The 17,287-nt window shown below is 43.5% G+C and carries 15 protein-coding genes; 14 read left to right on the forward strand and 1 reads right to left on the reverse strand.

Translation table 11 applies throughout. The features are described 5' to 3' along the window. The 5 genes from AB3N61_RS17065 to metF all read left to right on the forward strand — a co-directional run bounded on the left by AB3N61_RS17065 (position 1) and on the right by metF (position 6,294). Entirely contained in the window at positions 1–753 is a 753-nt protein-coding gene (locus AB3N61_RS17065; RefSeq protein WP_008589135.1) for a ParA family protein, read from the forward strand. Then, entirely contained in the window at positions 737–1,582 is an 846-nt protein-coding gene (locus AB3N61_RS17070) for a ParB/RepB/Spo0J family partition protein (protein ID WP_367899256.1), read from the forward strand. Before AB3N61_RS17065 ends, AB3N61_RS17070 begins: the two co-directional genes overlap by 17 nt. Before the next feature lie 386 nt (positions 1,583–1,968). Continuing rightward, the gene (locus AB3N61_RS17075) at positions 1,969–2,862 is read left to right on the forward strand and encodes a helix-turn-helix domain-containing protein (RefSeq protein ID WP_367899257.1); all 894 of its coding nucleotides are present in this window, start codon (positions 1,969–1,971) and stop codon (positions 2,860–2,862) included. A gap of 21 nt (positions 2,863–2,883) precedes the next feature. Continuing rightward, on the forward strand, positions 2,884–5,391 hold the full coding sequence (locus tag AB3N61_RS17080; protein ID WP_367899258.1) for a discoidin domain-containing protein: 2,508 nt from the start codon (positions 2,884–2,886) through the stop codon (positions 5,389–5,391). Between the two features lie 30 nt (positions 5,392–5,421). Beyond that, positions 5,422–6,294, forward strand: a complete 873-nt coding sequence (gene metF / locus AB3N61_RS17085; RefSeq protein ID WP_367899259.1) for a methylenetetrahydrofolate reductase [NAD(P)H] — start codon at positions 5,422–5,424, stop codon at positions 6,292–6,294. Here metF and AB3N61_RS17090 read toward each other — a convergent pair. Next, positions 6,291–7,118: a 1,4-dihydroxy-6-naphthoate synthase gene (locus tag AB3N61_RS17090; RefSeq protein ID WP_367899345.1), complete on the reverse strand. Its 828-nt coding sequence runs from the start codon at positions 7,116–7,118 to the stop codon at positions 6,291–6,293. The two genes, metF and AB3N61_RS17090, sit on opposite strands and share 4 nt — an antisense overlap. 253 nt (positions 7,119–7,371) lie before the next feature. Between AB3N61_RS17090 and AB3N61_RS17095 the strand changes: the two genes are divergently transcribed. From AB3N61_RS17095 to hemN, 9 genes are all read left to right on the forward strand, one after another. Further along, the gene (locus tag AB3N61_RS17095) at positions 7,372–8,199 is read left to right on the forward strand and encodes an HAD-IIB family hydrolase (RefSeq protein WP_367899346.1); all 828 of its coding nucleotides are present in this window, start codon (positions 7,372–7,374) and stop codon (positions 8,197–8,199) included. 303 nt (positions 8,200–8,502) lie between these two features. After that, positions 8,503–9,390: a glutamyl-tRNAGlu reductase gene (locus AB3N61_RS17100; RefSeq protein WP_020770027.1), complete on the forward strand. Its 888-nt coding sequence runs from the start codon at positions 8,503–8,505 to the stop codon at positions 9,388–9,390. After that, complete coding sequence (locus AB3N61_RS17105) at positions 9,375–10,937, forward strand: uroporphyrinogen synthase (protein WP_367899260.1); 1,563 nt, start codon at positions 9,375–9,377, stop codon at positions 10,935–10,937. The genes AB3N61_RS17100 and AB3N61_RS17105 overlap by 16 nt, the downstream gene beginning before the upstream one ends. Continuing rightward, positions 10,934–11,899 (forward strand): porphobilinogen synthase, encoded by a 966-nt coding sequence (hemB, locus tag AB3N61_RS17110; protein WP_367899261.1) that lies wholly within the window; start codon positions 10,934–10,936, stop codon positions 11,897–11,899. The genes AB3N61_RS17105 and hemB overlap by 4 nt, the downstream gene beginning before the upstream one ends. Next, positions 11,899–13,194: a glutamate-1-semialdehyde 2,1-aminomutase gene (gene hemL, locus AB3N61_RS17115; protein ID WP_367899262.1), complete on the forward strand. Its 1,296-nt coding sequence runs from the start codon at positions 11,899–11,901 to the stop codon at positions 13,192–13,194. Before hemB ends, hemL begins: the two co-directional genes overlap by 1 nt. Continuing rightward, the gene (locus AB3N61_RS17120; protein WP_020770039.1) at positions 13,191–14,120 is read left to right on the forward strand and encodes a sensor histidine kinase; all 930 of its coding nucleotides are present in this window, start codon (positions 13,191–13,193) and stop codon (positions 14,118–14,120) included. The genes hemL and AB3N61_RS17120 overlap by 4 nt, the downstream gene beginning before the upstream one ends. Further along, positions 14,117–14,809, forward strand: coding sequence for a response regulator transcription factor (locus AB3N61_RS17125; protein WP_367899263.1), 693 nt, complete (start codon positions 14,117–14,119; stop codon positions 14,807–14,809). Before AB3N61_RS17120 ends, AB3N61_RS17125 begins: the two co-directional genes overlap by 4 nt. Next, complete coding sequence (locus AB3N61_RS17130) at positions 14,802–15,824, forward strand: uroporphyrinogen decarboxylase family protein (RefSeq protein ID WP_367899264.1); 1,023 nt, start codon at positions 14,802–14,804, stop codon at positions 15,822–15,824. Before AB3N61_RS17125 ends, AB3N61_RS17130 begins: the two co-directional genes overlap by 8 nt. Further along, complete coding sequence (gene hemN, locus AB3N61_RS17135) at positions 15,821–17,170, forward strand: oxygen-independent coproporphyrinogen III oxidase (protein WP_367899265.1); 1,350 nt, start codon at positions 15,821–15,823, stop codon at positions 17,168–17,170. Before AB3N61_RS17130 ends, hemN begins: the two co-directional genes overlap by 4 nt. Positions 17,171–17,287: the final 117 nt, after the last annotated feature.

Below are 17,287 nucleotides of genomic sequence, written 5' to 3' on the forward strand. Positions count from 1 at the left end.
ATGATTGTAGTATCCATCGCAAACCAAAAGGGAGGGGAAGGCAAAACCACCACCTCCCTGAATTTAGCCTGGGGTCTCGCCAGAAGAGGTAAAAAAACTCTACTGATCGATATCGACCCTCAGGCAAATTCCACAGGGATTTTCCTGAATCCAGAAGGGTTAGAAAAATCCATGCATAATATTTTTCAATCCAAAGCGAAAATCAGGGAAGTTATGGTTAAGACCGAGGTTGAGAACCTGAACATCGCCCCCTCTCGCCTGACCCTTGCAGAGGCAGAGACAATTGCAGCTATCGTAGACGCGCCTTATATTTTAAGGGATGCTCTTGCGGACCTAGAAAAGGAAATGGATTTTTGTATAATCGATTGCCCGCCTAGCCTTTCGATCTTTACCATAAACGCTCTTGTTGCCTCCAACTATGTAATCATCCCCCTTCAGGCGGAAAAGTTTTCCGTGGATGGGATCTTAGGACTACAACAAACAATTACTAGTATTAAAAAAAGGATCAATCCCAGTTTAGAAATCATGGGAGCATTGGTTACTCAACTCAAGCCCCAGACACTTCTTACCAAAACGATTATACCGGTCCTTACGAAATATTTTAGGATTTTTGACAATAGTATCTCGGACGGGGTGGCAGTGGGAGAATCTCACCTGGCAAGAAAGTCAGTTTACGAATACAATAAGTCTAGCCGCCAAGCCCAGGAATATGAAGGCTTCATTGAGGAATTTTTGAATGAGCTCAAAAAGTAAACGATTAGGCTCCCTCGCAGATGTATTTCAGGCAGAAAAACTGGAAGGTACAATCCGAAAGATCCGACTGGATAAGATTCGTCCTTCGGAAAGCCAGCCTAGACAAGAAAGAAAAAAAGGCGTAGAAGAGCTTGCCCAAAGCTTGGATAAGGATGGACTTCTTCAGCCCATCTTAGTCACCAAAAAAGCAGACGAAGAATATTATACGATCATCGCCGGAGAAAGAAGATTTCACGCTGCTACCCTTCTCAAATGGCAGGAAGTGGAATGTAAAATCTTGGACAAGGATGCAAAGGAAACTTTCCGACTTGCAATCATAGAAAACTTACAGAGAGAAAATTTATCTCCGTATGAAGAGATAGAAGCCATGACTCATCTCAAAAGTTCTTTTTCTTATACCGACCTGGAATTAGGTAATCTGTTTGGAAAAAGTAGAAGTTATATGACTGAACTTTTGGGGATCTCCTCTCTTTCCAAAGAAGACCTAAAAATTTGCCGAGATGCAGGGATAGAGTCGAAAAACCTGTTGGTGCAGGCAGCCTCTGCAGCTAAAAAAGGTACCCTAAAGGATTTTCTCGAAAAATTCAATTCCGGTGAATTAAAAACAGTAAAAGACGCAAAAACTTTTAACAGAGCGGAAGAAGGTGGATTATTTTCCCCAAGCCAAATCAGCACCAAATCCGGATCCGAAAAATCCGCAGCTTCCCCCTACCCTTATAAAATTATAAAAAAAGGCACAAGTGTAATCATCTCGACAGAAGATGAAACCTTCCTTGCCGAACTTCATAAATTCGTGAAAAAAGAAATTTCCAAAAAATTCGGAAAATAAGATCCGGAACCGAAAGACAAAATCGAATAACAATTATTGTTAAACGAATTACTAAGGTGCAAACATGTACTTAGTAAAAGATTTTATCGGACTCGGGCTCAAAAATTTGGGAATGAGTTGACGAAGCTGAAAAAAGCCCCAATATGTGACATAATATTCTAAACGGAAATGTAGTACTTTCTCCCGAACCGGAAGAGAGAGGGAAGAAACATTGCCGTCGGTCTGAGATAAAAAAACTCCCCTGGTTTGCCCAGGGGCCGGACCTTCCCGAAGGAATGTTGTTGGATGAGACATAAATAACCTTATGTCGGATAAATGTCAACTACCTTCGGATTTTTTGCTTAAAATTAATTTTTTTGCCTAGTGGGCAAAAGAGGATCCAAGGTATGGGCGAGCATTTTCCATATATAAAATTCCTCTCGGACATCATAGATTCCGGGGTTTGGGCCACTCTTTCTCCAGCTGCAAAGACCCTATATCTCGTCCTGCTTAAATTTAGTGACCAGACATTTAAGCCCGTCTGGCCTAGTAACGAAAGTTTGATCCGGCTTACAGGATTAAAGACTAAAAAATCCATCAATGAAGGAAAGAAAGACCTAGTAAGAGCGGGCCTTCTCCAATTTGTCCCTGGGACTGGTCATAAAAACTCTACCTACTATTTTTGCTTCAACTACCCCGGGTCCAAAATTCCACCCCAGGGGGTTATTTTTGGAAACCCCAGAGGTGGATCGGGAGGCTCCCCTGGGGTGTTGGCTGGTAGCCCGGAGGGGGGTGGAGCCGGAAACCCAAACAATATAAATATAACCATCCATAATACCCAAAACCAAAAACCTAGTTTGGAAAAGAAAGAATTAAGTTTGGATTCTTTAAAAGACCGTTACGGAGAAGACATACTCACCGAAGCAATGGAAATTGCGAAGGCACAAGGACTCGGTGATAATTTACATTATATTCGTGGGATTTGTAAAAATCTCTCCGCGACCAGGCGGCCGAATTTTGAGCACACCTCCCCTATCCAGCCCCAGGACCTGAGACATTCTTCTGGAAAAGAAGCCTCTTGGATGGGGTTCTTAGAATGGTGTAAGGGGAATCTTTCTAGAAGCAGTGTGGAAGTATTGGAGAAAGTTCAGGTCGAACCGGATGGCAAAACTCTTTTAGTGAAAGATCCTCTTCCTGATCCACTGAGAATGATCATTACAAAGTACTTCACAGACAAAATCCACCCCTCGATACTGGTTATATTTTCTGCAAAAGCCGAAGAAAACCGGGTACATGTTTAAAAGGACCACGTTAAAGCTCTTATGAATGAAGAATCCATCCGGATCAGCCATCCTCGACAAGTTAAAGTAAACGAAATTAAGACCAAAGGTACGTTCGAATTTAAGGATGGAGGACTTCGTTCTTATTCTGAGCTATTGGACCATTCCGGTGTCGGGGTCTTGACTTTGGTTTTAAATCAAGGCTCTAGTTTTAATCAGATCAAGTTATATCAATCGGAACAATCCGGCGCCTTCTTTCCCGATTCTTTCAAATTCGAAATTTCCTTGGATGGAAAAGTTTGGGAACCGATCCTACAGGAAACAGGTTTCAGGAGATTGAATAAAAAAGTAGGACAATGGAACTTCTCCTTGGTCCGCGCTAACTTTTTAAAATTGGTCAGTAAGGTTTCCGAAAAAGAAGGATCCAAATTTAAAGTTTCTATCGGCACTTTGGAAGTCGGCATTTCAGGGGTCACTAAATTAGAAGTAAGCTCCGAAAAAGACAGGTTTTGGGTAAAAGAAAATCTGATCGATGAAAGACCGGATTACGGCTGGTCTTCTCTCGAATCGAATCAGCCGAAGGAAGAATTTTTCCTGATGGATCTAGGCTCTATCAGTAGAGTGAACGAGTTGAGAATTCTTTCGCCGAAGGACGGTCATTTACCTTTTCCAGAAACGTTTACCGTATATTATAGCGAAGACGATCTGACCTGGAATCAGCTTTTAGAGGAGAACCAATTCTTGTCCGAGTTGGGAACCTGGTATCAATGGAGATTTTTGCCTACGAATATTCGCTTTTTGAAATTCGTTTCTCGCCCTCGTAAGGTCCAAGGCAAAGAAAAATACTCCACAAGCATCGTAGAGGTGGAATTGTACGCGGCTCCGTATTTAAGCGAGCTGACTCATAAACCTACTGCGGAACCTCTTCCTTATGCTACCGTTTTAAGATCGGGACTTGTGAGGCTTGCAATCGACGGCGAAACTTCCGAAGGTGCCGCAGTTCAGGCAAATGATAGAAGGTTGAGAGACGGTTCTACCGAGTATAAAGGTATTGTGGAGCTTGCTTCCGATGGAGAAGAAAAGGAAGGTGTCGTTGTCCAGGGTAGCGACAGAAGATTAAAACATTCCACTGAGGCTTCTTACGGCCTTGTGAGACTTGCATCCAACGGCGAAAATCGGGCAGATAGGGTCGTGCAAGGAAATGATGATCGTTTAAAACCTTCTACCACTCAAAGTTTTGGTATCGTAGAGCTTGCGGAGAATGGCGAAACGAAAGAAGGTACCGTTGTTCAGGGAAATGACGATCGTCTAAAACATGCGACTGCTCAAAAATTCGGTTTAGTACAATTGGCTTCCCCGGGAGATGCAAGCCCCGGAAAAGTGGTCACTTCGGATGATCCTAGGCTACGCCATGCGACTACGGAAAGTCCCGGTATTTTGAGATTTGCCTCCAATGGAGAAGAGTCTGCGGATGCGGCAGTTCAGGGAAATGATAAGAGATTAAAAATTTCCACTCCTCAGTCTTACGGGATTGTAAAGCTGGCACGTTCCGGAGAAGCGAAAGAAGGTGCGGTCGTCCAAGGTGACGACGAAAGGTTGCGTAACGCTAGTACCGAGTATCCGGGTATCGTAACTGTCGCTCCAAAGGGGAAATCTATCCCTGGGCATGTGGTTTCTTCCGATGATCCTAGATTGTCGGATGCAAGGCAGCCTCTTTCTCATACTCATGATTACGCTCCAAAAGAGCATGATTTCAGCTCTCATACCGGATATCTGAGATTGAAGGGTTCCATAGAGGCTCCTTATGCAAATATCTCCCCTCCTCCTGAAAACGCAGGACTTGCTTATGCAAGAAATGAGAGCGAAAAAGGAGCGGGTATTGTTGGTTCCGGTAGATTTTCCGGGATCTTGGGCTTCGGAGAAAAATTCGGAGTTCGAGGTGATAGCGCTTCCGGAGAAAAAGAATCCGCCGGTATTTTGGGTCTAGCCAAAAGAGGATTCGGTGGATGGTTCCATTCTAGATCAGGTCACGCGGTATATGCGAGCGGGAAAGGGATACCAAGTCTGAACGAAACAGGTTCAGGCAAAGCGATCTTGGCTGAAGGTGATTCCGATTTTATAGGAACTGTATATTTGCAAACGGGAAAAGGTACGGATTGTATCGCTAAATTTTTCCCCGTACAATCTTCCGATGTGATTGCTGAAGGTGATCTTCTTGCTATGGGCGAAGACGGTAAACTTCATAAATCCAGACAGCCGAATGCCACAAATATCGTAGGTGTTGCTGTGAAATCTGCGGCATTGGTCTTGGGGGATAAACCTCAAGCGGAAGGCCAATGGCTTGTTGCAATTGCGGGAGTGGTCCTTGCGAATGTAGAGGCTCAATCTTATCCTGTACAACCTGGAGATCTATTATGTTCTGGTCTTACCGGAGGCCATGCAGTCCGAGTTGCTCCTGAAAATTTAAAACCCGGGGCGCTTGTCGCAAAATCTCTGGGCTTACAAAGAAACGGCAGAGGCCCTATTCAGGTCCTTCTCTGCTGTAGTTGAAAAATTCCCCATCTGCGGGGAAAGGTTAGAATGAAAAAGATATTAGAAATTTATAAAACGGCAAAAGCGCCGGTTTACTCTTTCGAATTTTTTCCGCCTAAAACTCCTGAAGGAGAAACGAAATTATTCGAAGCAGTGGAAGAATTGTCAAAGGTGGATCCGGGTTATATCACTGTGACCTACGGGGCGGGAGGTTCTACCCGGGATAAGACTATTCGTATCACTTCCGAGTTGGCTAAAAAGTTTTCTCTTCCTGCGGCGGCTCATTTTACTTGCGTTGGCGGCAATAAGGACGAGATCCGGGTGATCTTAAAACAGATTCGAGAGTCCGGGATCGAGAACTTAATGGCTCTCCGAGGAGATCCTCCGAAAGGAGAAGGGACTTTCAAAAAAGTAGAAGGCGGTTTCGGTTACGCAAGCGAGCTTATCTCTTTTATTAAACAAGAAGGTTTCGATTTTTGTATGGGGGCCGCTTGTTATCCGGAAAAACATCCCGAAGCTCCAAGCCTAGAATCCGATGTGGATAACCTAAAACGTAAAGTGGATTCGGGCGCTTCTTATCTGGTCTCTCAATTGTTTTTTAAAAATTCCAATTTTGAATCTTTTTTGGATTTGATCCGAAAAAAAGGCATCAATGTTCCTGTGATCCCTGGGATCATGCCGATCACTTCTTTTGCTCAGATAGAAAGATTTAAGTCGATGGCCGCTTGCGAATTTCCGGAAAAACTAGTTTCCGATCTGGAAGAGGTAAAGGATATACCGGAAGAATTTTATAAAAGAAGTATACAATTCTCCGTAGGTCAATGCCGTGAATTGGTCGAACTGGGAGCTCCTGGAATTCATCTTTACACTCTAAACCAATCTCCTGCGAGTTTGGATATAGTGAGAGAACTGAAAAATTAAAGAAATAGTTCCTTCTCTTTTTCGGGAGGAAGTAATCCTGTTTCGAGGGCCTTTTGTTGTAATAAGCGGATCGCCCTTTCTCCTTCGTTTCCTAGGCTTTTAGAAAATTCGTTCACATACAGATCTATATGCGCATCCGCCACTTTTCTCGTTGTGGTTTGGGAATGTTTTAAGATATAATCGTACATACTTTCTCTGTTTTGGTATGCGAGAGACAGACTTTCCTTAATTGCCGAGTCCAGGTCCTGTTTGATTTGCGAAGAAAGGTCTCTGCGGATCGCAATACATCCGAGCGGAATATGGGCTCCGGTTGTGCCTTCCCACCATTCTCCTAAATCTTCTACTTTTTCGAGACCTCTTGCTTGGTAGGTGAATCTTTCTTCGTGAATGACGATCCCGAAATCAGCCTCTCCGTTTTTTACTTTGTCCAAGATCAGATCGTAGCGTGTGGGAACCGGTGTAAAATCCCCTTTTAAATATAGATGTGTAAGTAAATTGGCAGTTGTCCAAAGCCCTGGGACCAAAATTTTTTTTCCGTTGGGAGTTCCTACCGAGGAGCCCGCTTTTTTTACGATGATTGGGCCGCAGTTCCTACCAAGTGCAGACCCGCTATCCAAAAGAGAATATTTATCAGCTACATGGAATAATGCGGCGAAGGAAATTTTCGTGGCCTGAAATTTTCCTTTGTCCGCGAATTGGTTCAGTTGTTCCACATCGTATAATTCTTCTTTGATGGAGAATGGCGCCTGAGTCTTTCCGGAAATTAGATGATAGAAGATGAATGTATCGTTTGGGCAGGGAGAATATGCCAGACTGAGTTCCATTCTTCCAGGGAATCGGTTTTGATTCTCTTGGAAACGAAAAAAGGGGGTGGAAGGAACTCCTGCCCCCGGGTCTACTGGAAAAGAATTGTAGGTTTCCTTGGACATTATTTCGAATTCTCATTCCGATAAGAGCCCGGACCAAAAGGTCCAGGCTCTTGAGGCCAAAAAGCGGATACTTATCGATAACCTAAGCGTAGGGACGGACTATAAATTCCCAAAATTGGATGGGCATCTACCCTTCCATACGATCGCCATGGATTTGGATGGGACTCTGCTGGATTCTCGGGCCTCCATTTCTAGTTTGAATCATTATGTTTTGCAGTCCGCATTGGATCAAGGGGTTGGGCTGATCATCGCTACTGGCAGAAGGTTTTCTTCTGCTCTTCCCTATGCTCTGGAATTTCGGGGAAATGTAACCGTAGTGGCTAATAATGGGCAAGTGCTCAGAAGTTCACCGACTGGAGAAAGAATTTCGGAAACATATATCTCCAAAGAAGCAGCAACCGCAGTTTTATCCTTGGGAAAGAAGAAAGGCCATTCTCCCCTTCTCCATGTGGACCGCTTCGAAGAAGGGATCGATATCTTGCTCGAGTCTCCGATCACGGACGATAAATATCATCATTATTCAGGCGGAGATATCGCGAGGACCAAGGTGGTCGGTGATCTTTTGGAACATTCTTCCGATCGAGCGCTTGTGGTATGTTATCTTTCTTTAATAAAGGAAGAATTGATCGAGTTGGAAAGGGAACTTCTCTCTTTGCCGGAGGCCTCGGAGTATAGAACCGTAATCACAAAAATCCCCGGAGTTTCGTATTGTTTGGAAGTTTTGGAGAAGGGAGTCTCCAAATGGACGGCAATCCAGTCATATTTAAATATTTCAGATTTAAACGAGGCGGGAGTGATCTCTTTCGGGGACGAATTGAATGATAAAGAAATGCTTTTTTCTTCCGGATATGGATTTGCGATGAAGAATGCAGTGTCCAGTTTGAAAGAAGGAGCTTCTTATATTACCAAATATTCGAATAATGAAGACGGGATTGCGATGACTCTTTTGGAATTATCCCTGCTTTCGTTTCGATAAGGTTTTTTGATTTTTATCAATCTTCACTTCGCAAGAGGAACAGGCGGCTTCGTAACAACCGAAACTCGTCTCTTTTGTTTGAGTTTTGCTAAATAAACTTTTCATGGAAGAAACGAGCGGAAAGCTCAAATAAACCGCTGCAGAGCCGACAACGAGATACACAATTTTATCTTGGAATCCTATGTCCCAAACCATGAGGTCATTTTGAAATTCGTTCTCAACACTTGCAAGAGGAATATTTTTCGGATCTCTCTGACAGTATTTTGACAAATAAGGCCCTGAATCAGGTATGATCGAAGATAGATGTGGTCCACATTACAGGTTTTTCATTCTGAATCTTCCGACAGGGAATTATTCTCTCTTCCTGAGGCTTTTTCTTGGAAGACTTGTATGCGCACTGTTCTTGTTTCCGATTCCAGGATTCATCCAAATCCGGAAGATCTCCCGGCTCATTGGGAAGTGAAATCCGGTTACGAAGCATACCGACTTCTCCTTGAAATTATCTCCGGCTTAAGATCGAAATTGTTCGGAGAGACGGAAGTCCTTTCTCAGTTCAAACAAAGATTTCAAGAAGTACCTGATCTTGCTTTCGGAGATTATTTGGCAAAACTCAGAGACAATCTGATCGAGGATTGTAGGACTCTTCGCTCCGGTTATTTGCAAAATTTAGGCGAACAATCTTACGGTGGTTTGGCGGATAAATATTTATCCGAGGCTTCCAATCCTCCGAAAGAAATCACACTGTTTGGGACAGGCCAGCTTGCTGAAAAAATCCTACCTTGGCTTTCGCATTCCAATAGAAAGACTAAGATCGTTGGACGTAATCCTAATCGGTTGGAATTTTTATCTTCTGTTTCCGGTTCCACTTCTCATTTAATGGAAGACTGGTCTCCGAATGGAGAAGCTTGGGTGATCGCAGCTCCTATGGATTTTTCCGCTTGGATGGATAAATTGACCCCAGGGACCTTGGTTCTCGATTTCAGAGAAGAACCTTTGGAAGGATCTTGGCCTACAGATATCGTATACATTTCTTTTGCAGATATGCTTTCTTCTTTGAAAGAAACGGAAGAAAGGACTAAAAAAGTGAAGGAAGAATTAAAATCCGTCTTAGACGAGCTTCTGGAAGAAAGAGAACTGGAAGCTCATCAAATTGTATTCGGTTGGGATGACCTACCTTGTCCGACGTTTTAAGAATCGGTTCCCGAAAAAGTTCCCTCGCAAAATTACAGACCTGCCTCGTACATGATCACTTGCGCAAATTGTATCCTGAGTTGGAGCTCCAACTTTTTTTCAAGGAAGCAAGTGGGGACCAAGACCTAAGCACTCCTCTCTGGAAAATGGGAACTAGAGGTGTATTCACCCAAGATTTAACCAAAGAACTCGTCCAAGGAAATGTGGATGTAGTCGTTCATTCCTTTAAAGATCTGGATCTGGAAGGTCACGAAGGCACGGAAATTATAATGGTCCTTCCTCGTGCAGACCAAAGAGATGTTCTGCTTTTTAAAAGATCTTCTTATGCAAATCCTCCTAAAGAAATTAAGATCCATTCTTCTAGTCCCAGAAGAGAATATAATCTTTCCGCGTTTCTTCCGACTGCACTCCCTTCTCGGCTCCAAAATTTGCCGATCAGTTTTCATCCCGTAAGAGGAAATGTCCAAACAAGGATTCGCAAATGGAAAGCGGATCCGGAAGTCTCCGGCCTTGTGGTTGCAAAAGCGGCGCTGGATCGTCTTATTTCCGAAAACTTTTCTTTTTCTTCCACGGAAGAATATTCAGAACTCAGAAAGGAGATCCGATCTTCGATCACAAATGAACTTTTTATGGTTCTGCCTTTATCAAAAAATCCGAATGCACCTGCGCAAGGCGCGCTTGCTGCCGAAATCCGAAAAGGCGACGAAAAGACGAAAAAACTTTTGCTTCCGCTTACTAATCCGAAGGAAGAAGAAGCGGTCTTAGAAGAGAGAAAAATTCTCTCTTATTTCGGCGGAGGTTGTCACCAAAAGATCGGAGTTTCCGTGATTTTGGGCGGACCTTCCGATTTTCTATTTGTTCGAGGTAAAACGGATAACGGCTACGAGCTGGATGCTTTCGATAGATGGAGAGGGGAAGAATTGCCGCTGCCTTCTTCCTTGGATCTTATGTTTCCGAAACCAAGACAGGGTTTTAGAATGAAACGTTCTCCTGTCCAAACCTCCGTTCCGAAAGAAAAGTTTTGGTTTGTTTCTCGTGCGGATTCTTTGCCAAAGGATTGGGAATTGCCAGGGACTGATACGATCTTTATTGTAGCGGGTGCAAAAACCTGGGAAAAATTAGCCTCCCGCGATGTTTGGGTGAACGGCTCCACCGACGGTTTAGGCGAAGAGGATGCAAAAGAAATCGTTAGTTTTTACGAATCCGATCCCGACTTCATCAAACTCACGCATGAGGAAAGCGATATTATAGAAGGTGTCTGGAGAAGATTCGTAACTTATAAAGTGGATTTCGATTCGGAACAGCCTGATCTTTCCGGATATTCCCACTTTTTCTGGATGAGTGCTTCTCAATTCGATCGTGCTTATAAAAAAAATCCGGAAATCGGTTCTCGTATCCATTCTTGCGGGACGGGAGCCACGTATAAATATATTAGAAAAATATTAGGTTCGGATGCGAAAATTTTCGCATTTCCGAACTTTGAATCCTGGGAAAAGGCCTGCAAAGGTGAAGTCCTGGATTTCGGTACAAAAAGAGGTGTTGTATGAGTTCCGAGAGTTTGTTGGGCCTGAGAAGAAATCGCCTCAATGCCCCGCTCAGAAATTTGGTGTCTTCGGAGAGTTTGAACCCTAAAAAACTAGTCCAACCGATATTCGTGGCGGAAAGTCTGAAATCTCCCGAAAAAATGTCCTCATTACCGGGAGTATTCCGAGATAGCCAAGAATCCATTCTTTTCCAGATCGAATCGGATTTGAAGAATGGTGTGGAACATTTTCTTCTATTCCTGGTTCCCGAGAAAAAGTCGGACGATTCTATTCCTAAATCGTTTTATAAAAATGTAATAGGTAATATTAAATCCAAATTCCCCGAGGCGTTTCTTTGGGTGGATACTTGTCTTTGTTCTTTGACCACTCACGGTCATTGCGGGCTTTTGGATCCGAAAGGTAGAATAGACAATGTAAGTTCCGTCAAAAGACTTTCCGAACTTGCGCTTTGTTATGCGGAGTCCGGTGCGGACGGAATTTCTCCTTCCGATATGATGGATGGAAGAATTAGAAGTCACAGAAATATTCTGGACTCCAACGGTTTTCAGCATGTTCCGATCATGAGTTATTCCACAAAATTTAAGAGCCATTTTTACGGTCCGTTTAGAGAAGCAGCAGAGTCGGCTCCCGGTCATGGGGACCGTTCTTCGTATCAGATCGATGTGAGAAACAGAGAAGATTCCATTCTTTCTTCTGTCAGAGATACGGAAGAAGGTGCGGATCTTTTAATGGTTAAGCCGGGTATAACTTCTATAGATCTGATCTTGCCGATCAAAGAACAAACCGGTCTGCCTGTGGGCGCCTACCAAGTGAGCGGTGAATATGCATCGATTGCAATGCTTGCAGAAAACGGATTTTGTAAATTTGAAGATGCACTTAAGGAAACCTGGCAAGTGTTCTCCAGGGCCGGCGCTTCTTATCTGATCACTTACGCAGCAAGAAGAGGAAAGGAGATTTTAGGCTGATGTTTCCAAGTTCTAAGGAACTTTTTGAAAGAGCAAAAAAAGTAGCGCCGGGGGGAGTACATTCTCCCGTTAGATCCTTTCGTTCCGTGGGAGGAGATCCCGTTTTCTTCCGATCCGGAAAAGGTGCGAAACTTACGGATGTTTCCGGAAAAGAATATATAGATTATTGTTTAAGCTTTGGGCCCTTGATCCTAGGTCATAGAGACGAAGAAGTCCAAAAAATCGTTTCCGAAACCGCAGATCTTGCCTGGAGTTTTGGGGCCGCGGAACCTTATTCGTTAGAACTTGCAGAATGGATCGTTTCCAAGATCCCTTGGGTAGAAAAGATCCGATTTGTAAACAGTGGAACCGAAGCGGTAATGAGCGCATTACGTGTGGCCCGTGCGGCAACCGGTAGGGATAAGATCCTAAAATTTGACGGATGTTATCATGGTCATTTGGATGCATTGCTTGTAAAAGCGGGCTCAGGACTTGCGGGAGAATCTTCTTCCGATAGCGCCGGGATCGGTTCCGAGCTGATCAAAAACACATTGGTTCTTCCTCTAGACGATGAAAAAGCGGTAGAGGAACTTTTTGCAAAAGAAGGCAAAAATATCGCCGCATTAGTGATCGAACCTCTTCCGGCAAATTACGGTTTATTGATACAAAGAAAAGAATTCTTATCGAAGATCGTCGAGATTGCTAGAAAACATGGAAGTCTTGTTCTTTTTGACGAGGTCATCAGCGGTTTTCGTGTGGGCCTAACCGGTATGAGCGGTGAATTGGGGATTGCACCCGATCTTGTGACGTACGGAAAGATCATCGGTGGCGGATTTCCTGTCGGAGCCTATGCTGGAAAAGCCGACTTATTGGATCTGGTCGCTCCTCAGGGCCCTGTTTACCAAGCGGGAACATTGAGCGCTAGTCCTTTCGGGATGAGGGCGGGCCTTGCAACTTTACAAAAATGTGAAAAAGAAAATGTGCATGCGGTTTTAGAAAATCGCACCAAGTCTTTTGTTTCCGGGATGGTCTCTATTTTAAGGGAGAGAGATCCGGAGGGAGATTGGGATTCCAGTATACATTCTTCTCTGTTTTGGTTCCATAAAAGGTCCCCTTCCCCGATCCGCACTGTGGATAAAATCCCTGCGGGCCATAAGGAAGGTTTTGCAAAAGTTTTCCATGCGTTTCTTTCGGAAGGAATTTATCTGGCTCCGTCCGGTTATGAAGTCGGTTTTTTAAGTTATGCTCATTCCGATAGAATACTTTCCGAAACATTGGAGAAAGCGGATTCCGCATTAAAAAAATTGAAAGTATGAAGATCTCAGACTCTAAAAAGATCGTTTTACCGGTTATCTGGGTCTTGACCACGGTTTCGCTCGGGGTCTGGTGGCTTTTTTTGGGATTAAGACAAAATAGAATGGCGACCGAACTTGCATCTCGTTTGGGTTCCAAGATCGAAAGCGATTTTTTAGATAAACTCGAAAGACAAAGTTCCATGATCAAAATGGAAGGCACCTTTTTTCTCTTCTTGTTAGTGACCGGCGGCGGAACTTTAATTTGGCTTACCTTCCGAGAAGAAAAAAGAAATAAACTCATTCACGATTTTTTTTCCACTGTTACCCATGAAATGAAAACTCCTTTGGCAAGTCTCAGATTACAAGCGGAGAGTTTATTGGAAGAAGGTGTGGATGCGGGAAAAGACAAACTTCTTCATAGATTATTAAAAGACTCCGATCGGATAGAATCCCAGATGAACAAGGCGCTATATCTGGCGAGCCTCATGAGATCCGAAGGATTATATTTAGAAGAGTTGGACCTCCGACACTGGGAAGAAAGTCTAAGAGAAGAATGGTCCGAGTTGGATATCCAAACGGAATGGAAAGAGACCAAAGTGTTAGCGGATAGAAGGGCCTTAGAAAGTATTTTCAGAAATCTTTTAGAAAACTCTGTCCAACACGGAAGGGCCACAAAAGTAAAAATTCTTTCCGAACCGATTTCCGGAGATAAGATCAAATTCAAATTCGAAGACAACGGAAAAGGTTTCTCCGGTGATTTTAAATTATTAGGAAGATTATTTTTAAGGCATACAAGCACTAGCGGCACCGGTGTAGGATTGTATATCGCCGAAAAGTTGGCTAAAAGAATGGATGGGAGCTTCTCCGTTCGAAATTCCGAGTCGGGAGGATTTTTAGCGGAGTTGGTCCTCCCCTCTTATTCTTCTCAAAGGAGAAGTGGTGCATGAAAGCGAAATTATTATTAGTGGAAGATGACCGCTCTTTAGGTGAAACTTTAAAGGAACGGTTGGAAAAAGAAGGATACGAAATGGTATGGACCGTTTCCGCTCAGTCCGCAAAAGTTTTAGCCGCTGAATCCAAACCGGATCTGATACTTTTAGATGTTCGTTTGCCGGACGGAGATGGATTCGAGTTGGCGGAAGAATTAAAATCCAGAAAAGATTGTCCTCCATTTTTGTTTTTAACCGCACATTCGGGTGCGCCGGAACGTTTGAAGGGATTCGAACTTGGTGCTGAAGAGTTTATACCCAAACCTTTTCACTTAAAGGAATTGCTGATCAGGGTTAAGCACGTATTAGAATCTCATAAACATTCCATAAAACAGGCTAAATATTCTTACGAAGGTTACCTTCTGGATTTTTACGGATATTGTATTCATACACCTTCCAAAGAAGAGATCCATCTTTCCAAAAGAGACTGCGCTCTTTTGAATTTTTTAGTGGAAGAAAGAGGAAGAACGGTCAGCCGAGATGAGATCCTGGACCGCCTTTGGGGAGAGGAAAAATTCCCCACAAATAGAACTATAGATAATTCCATTGTTAGATTACGCCAAGCCTTCGGAGATAGAGGCGAAGATGCGATCCGTTCCGTGAGAGGAGTCGGCTACCAATGGATCGGAGACTTAAAAAATGTCTAATACTAGATTCCAAGCTGCACTTAAGTTAGAGCCTCAGGTGACTCCTCCGATTTGGATGATGCGCCAGGCCGGACGTTATCACTGGCATTATCAAAATTTAAGAAAGAAATATTCTTTCGAAGAGTTATGTAAGGTCCCAGAACTTGCGGCGGAAGTGGCTTTCGGTCCCGTGAATGATTTCGATTTTGATACTGCCATTTTATTCTCCGATATTCTTTTTCCTTTAGAGGCATTCGGAATGGGATTACGTTTCGGGGAAGAAGGTCCTAAGCTAGGTTGGCATCTTTCTACCGTAGAAGATCTGAAACGGTTTTATCCATTGGAACAAGCGGTGGAGTTTATGGGATTCCAGAAGGAGGCGGTGATCCGAACCAGAAAACGGATCCCGAAGGATAAATCCCTGATCGGGTTTATAGGCGGGCCTTGGACTTTGTTTTGTTATGCTACTCAGGGTAAACATGATGGAAATCTAATACTTCCAAAAGTTTCTGCGGAACTGAGGGAGGGTTTTTACGAGAGAATCCTGGCATTATTAAAAGAGAATATAAGGCTTCAATTGGAAGGTGGCGCTGAGATCGTGATGATCTTCGACACAGCAGCGGGGGATGCTTCTCCAGTATTCTTCCAAGAGGCGATTTTGCCAACCATCCAAGTTCTGGTAGAGGCGTTTCCCGGCAAAATCGGTTATTATGCTAAAAATCTGGCACCAGGTTCTTTGCAGTCTCTTAGGGAAGTTTCAGGTCTGACCGGTTTTGGGATGGATCATCGAACCGACATCGTCGGCTTTCTAGGAAACGGATCTCATTTTGTGCAAGGAAACTTCGATCAGGCATTATTATTCATGGAGTCCGGAGAATTTAAGAAATATTTAAATCGTTGGATCAGGCCTTTCTTAGAATTGATCCCGGAAAAAAGAGCGGGATGGGTTTGCGGCTTAGGGCATGGAGTCCTGCCAAAAACCCCGGAAGCGAATATTAGAACTTTCGTAAATACCATCCGTGAGGCCTTCGTATGAATTCCAAATCCGATTTGATTCGAAAATACGATGTTCCGGCACCTAGATATACTAGCTACCCCACCGTTCCTTATTGGGAAGATAATCCTACAAGAGAAGAATGGATAGATGCGCTTCGAAGAAGGTTGGTCCCTGACGATTCTTCCGTAGCCTTGTATCTTCATATTCCTTTTTGCGAAACTCTTTGTTCTTTCTGCGGATGTAACACTTCCATTACTAAGAATCACTCTGTCGAAGATCCTTATATAGAAACGGTATTACAGGAATTCCGAAAATACCAGGAGGAGCTTCCCGAACTAACTAAACGGGAATTGAGGGAGTTACATTTAGGCGGAGGCTCCCCTACGTATCTTTCCGAATCCAATTTAGAAAGTTTGTTAAAGCCACTTTTAGATTCTTGGAATGTATCCGATTCTCCCGAATTCTCTTTGGAAGTGGACCCGAGAAGGACCAGGCTTTCCCAGCTGGAAATACTGGCAAAGTACGGATTTAGAAGGATCAGTTTGGGGGTCCAGGATTTCGATCCGGAAGTGCAAAGATTGGTAAATCGGATCCAACCTTTTGAACTGACGGAAACAATCACTCAAGGTGCTCGTACGTTAGGATATCATTCCGTCAATTTCGATCTGATATACGGGCTTCCTAAACAAACGAAAGAAAGTATGAAGGAAACGATCCGAAAAACTTTGGACCTTAGGCCGGATCGTATCGCATTCTACAGTTATGCTCATGTACCTTGGATCAAAGCGGCACAAAGATTATTCACGGAAAACGATCTTCCTAAGGGAGAAGAAAAAAGGGAACTGTATGAGATCGGCAGAGAACTTTTTTTAAGCGCCGGATATAAAGAAATCGGAATGGACCATTTCGCTTTAGAGTCGGATTCGCTCTACGCAGCTTATCAGAGTGGAAATCTTCATCGAAATTTTATGGGTTATACCACCAAGTCTACCGACTTACTTTTAGGTTTGGGGGTGTCTGCAATTTCGGATAGTTGGGATTGTTTTTATCAGAACGAAAAGATCCTGAAAAAATACCAAAGAAGAATTTCGGAAAACGGACAGGCAATACTCAGGGGACATAAATTAAATTCGGAAGATCTAGTTCATAGAGAACTGATCCTAAAACTTTCCACTCTAGGAAAAGTAGAGGTGCCGGAGCCGATTTTTGAAGAGGTTCGCCTCTATTTGGCCAGTATGGAAGACGATAATTTAATCGAGTGGAAAGGAAAAACCCTTGTTTTAACGGACCTGGGAAAACCTTTCTTAAGGAATGCATGTACCGGCTTGGACATGCGTTTGAGGAGAAAAAGTCCTGAAACCAAGGTATTTTCTCAGTCTATTTGACTCGCTTTCTGAAATATTCGGGTCCAATAGCTGTTTCTTCCTTTAGAAAGGACTCATTTGGAAATTAATTTCTTTTCGTCCAATACTTTGGGGACTTTAGTGGTTTAACACTTTTTC

The organism is Leptospira sp. WS58.C1 (assembly GCF_040833995.1).
Lineage (GTDB): Bacteria > Spirochaetota > Leptospiria > Leptospirales > Leptospiraceae > Leptospira_B > Leptospira_B cinconiae.

Excerpts from the sequence above, each read along its gene's own strand:
- AB3N61_RS17065 (WP_008589135.1), top strand. The coding sequence starts at position 1 with ATGATTGTAGTATCCATCGCAAACCAAAAGGGAGGGGAAGGCAAAACC.
- AB3N61_RS17070 (WP_367899256.1), top strand. The coding sequence starts at position 737 with ATGAGCTCAAAAAGTAAACGATTAGGCTCCCTCGCAGATGTATTTCAG.
- AB3N61_RS17075 (WP_367899257.1), top strand. The coding sequence starts at position 1,969 with ATGGGCGAGCATTTTCCATATATAAAATTCCTCTCGGACATCATAGAT.
- AB3N61_RS17080 (WP_367899258.1), top strand. The coding sequence starts at position 2,884 with ATGAATGAAGAATCCATCCGGATCAGCCATCCTCGACAAGTTAAAGTA.
- metF (WP_367899259.1), top strand. The coding sequence starts at position 5,422 with ATGAAAAAGATATTAGAAATTTATAAAACGGCAAAAGCGCCGGTTTAC.
- AB3N61_RS17090 (WP_367899345.1), bottom strand. The coding sequence starts at position 7,118 with ATGGAACTCAGTCTGGCATATTCTCCCTGCCCAAACGATACATTCATC.
- AB3N61_RS17095 (WP_367899346.1), top strand. The coding sequence starts at position 7,372 with ATGGATTTGGATGGGACTCTGCTGGATTCTCGGGCCTCCATTTCTAGT.
- AB3N61_RS17100 (WP_020770027.1), top strand. The coding sequence starts at position 8,503 with ATGTGGTCCACATTACAGGTTTTTCATTCTGAATCTTCCGACAGGGAA.
- hemB (WP_367899261.1), top strand. The coding sequence starts at position 10,934 with ATGAGTTCCGAGAGTTTGTTGGGCCTGAGAAGAAATCGCCTCAATGCC.
- hemL (WP_367899262.1), top strand. The coding sequence starts at position 11,899 with ATGTTTCCAAGTTCTAAGGAACTTTTTGAAAGAGCAAAAAAAGTAGCG.
- AB3N61_RS17120 (WP_020770039.1), top strand. The coding sequence starts at position 13,191 with ATGAAGATCTCAGACTCTAAAAAGATCGTTTTACCGGTTATCTGGGTC.
- AB3N61_RS17125 (WP_367899263.1), top strand. The coding sequence starts at position 14,117 with ATGAAAGCGAAATTATTATTAGTGGAAGATGACCGCTCTTTAGGTGAA.
- AB3N61_RS17130 (WP_367899264.1), top strand. The coding sequence starts at position 14,802 with ATGTCTAATACTAGATTCCAAGCTGCACTTAAGTTAGAGCCTCAGGTG.
- hemN (WP_367899265.1), top strand. The coding sequence starts at position 15,821 with ATGAATTCCAAATCCGATTTGATTCGAAAATACGATGTTCCGGCACCT.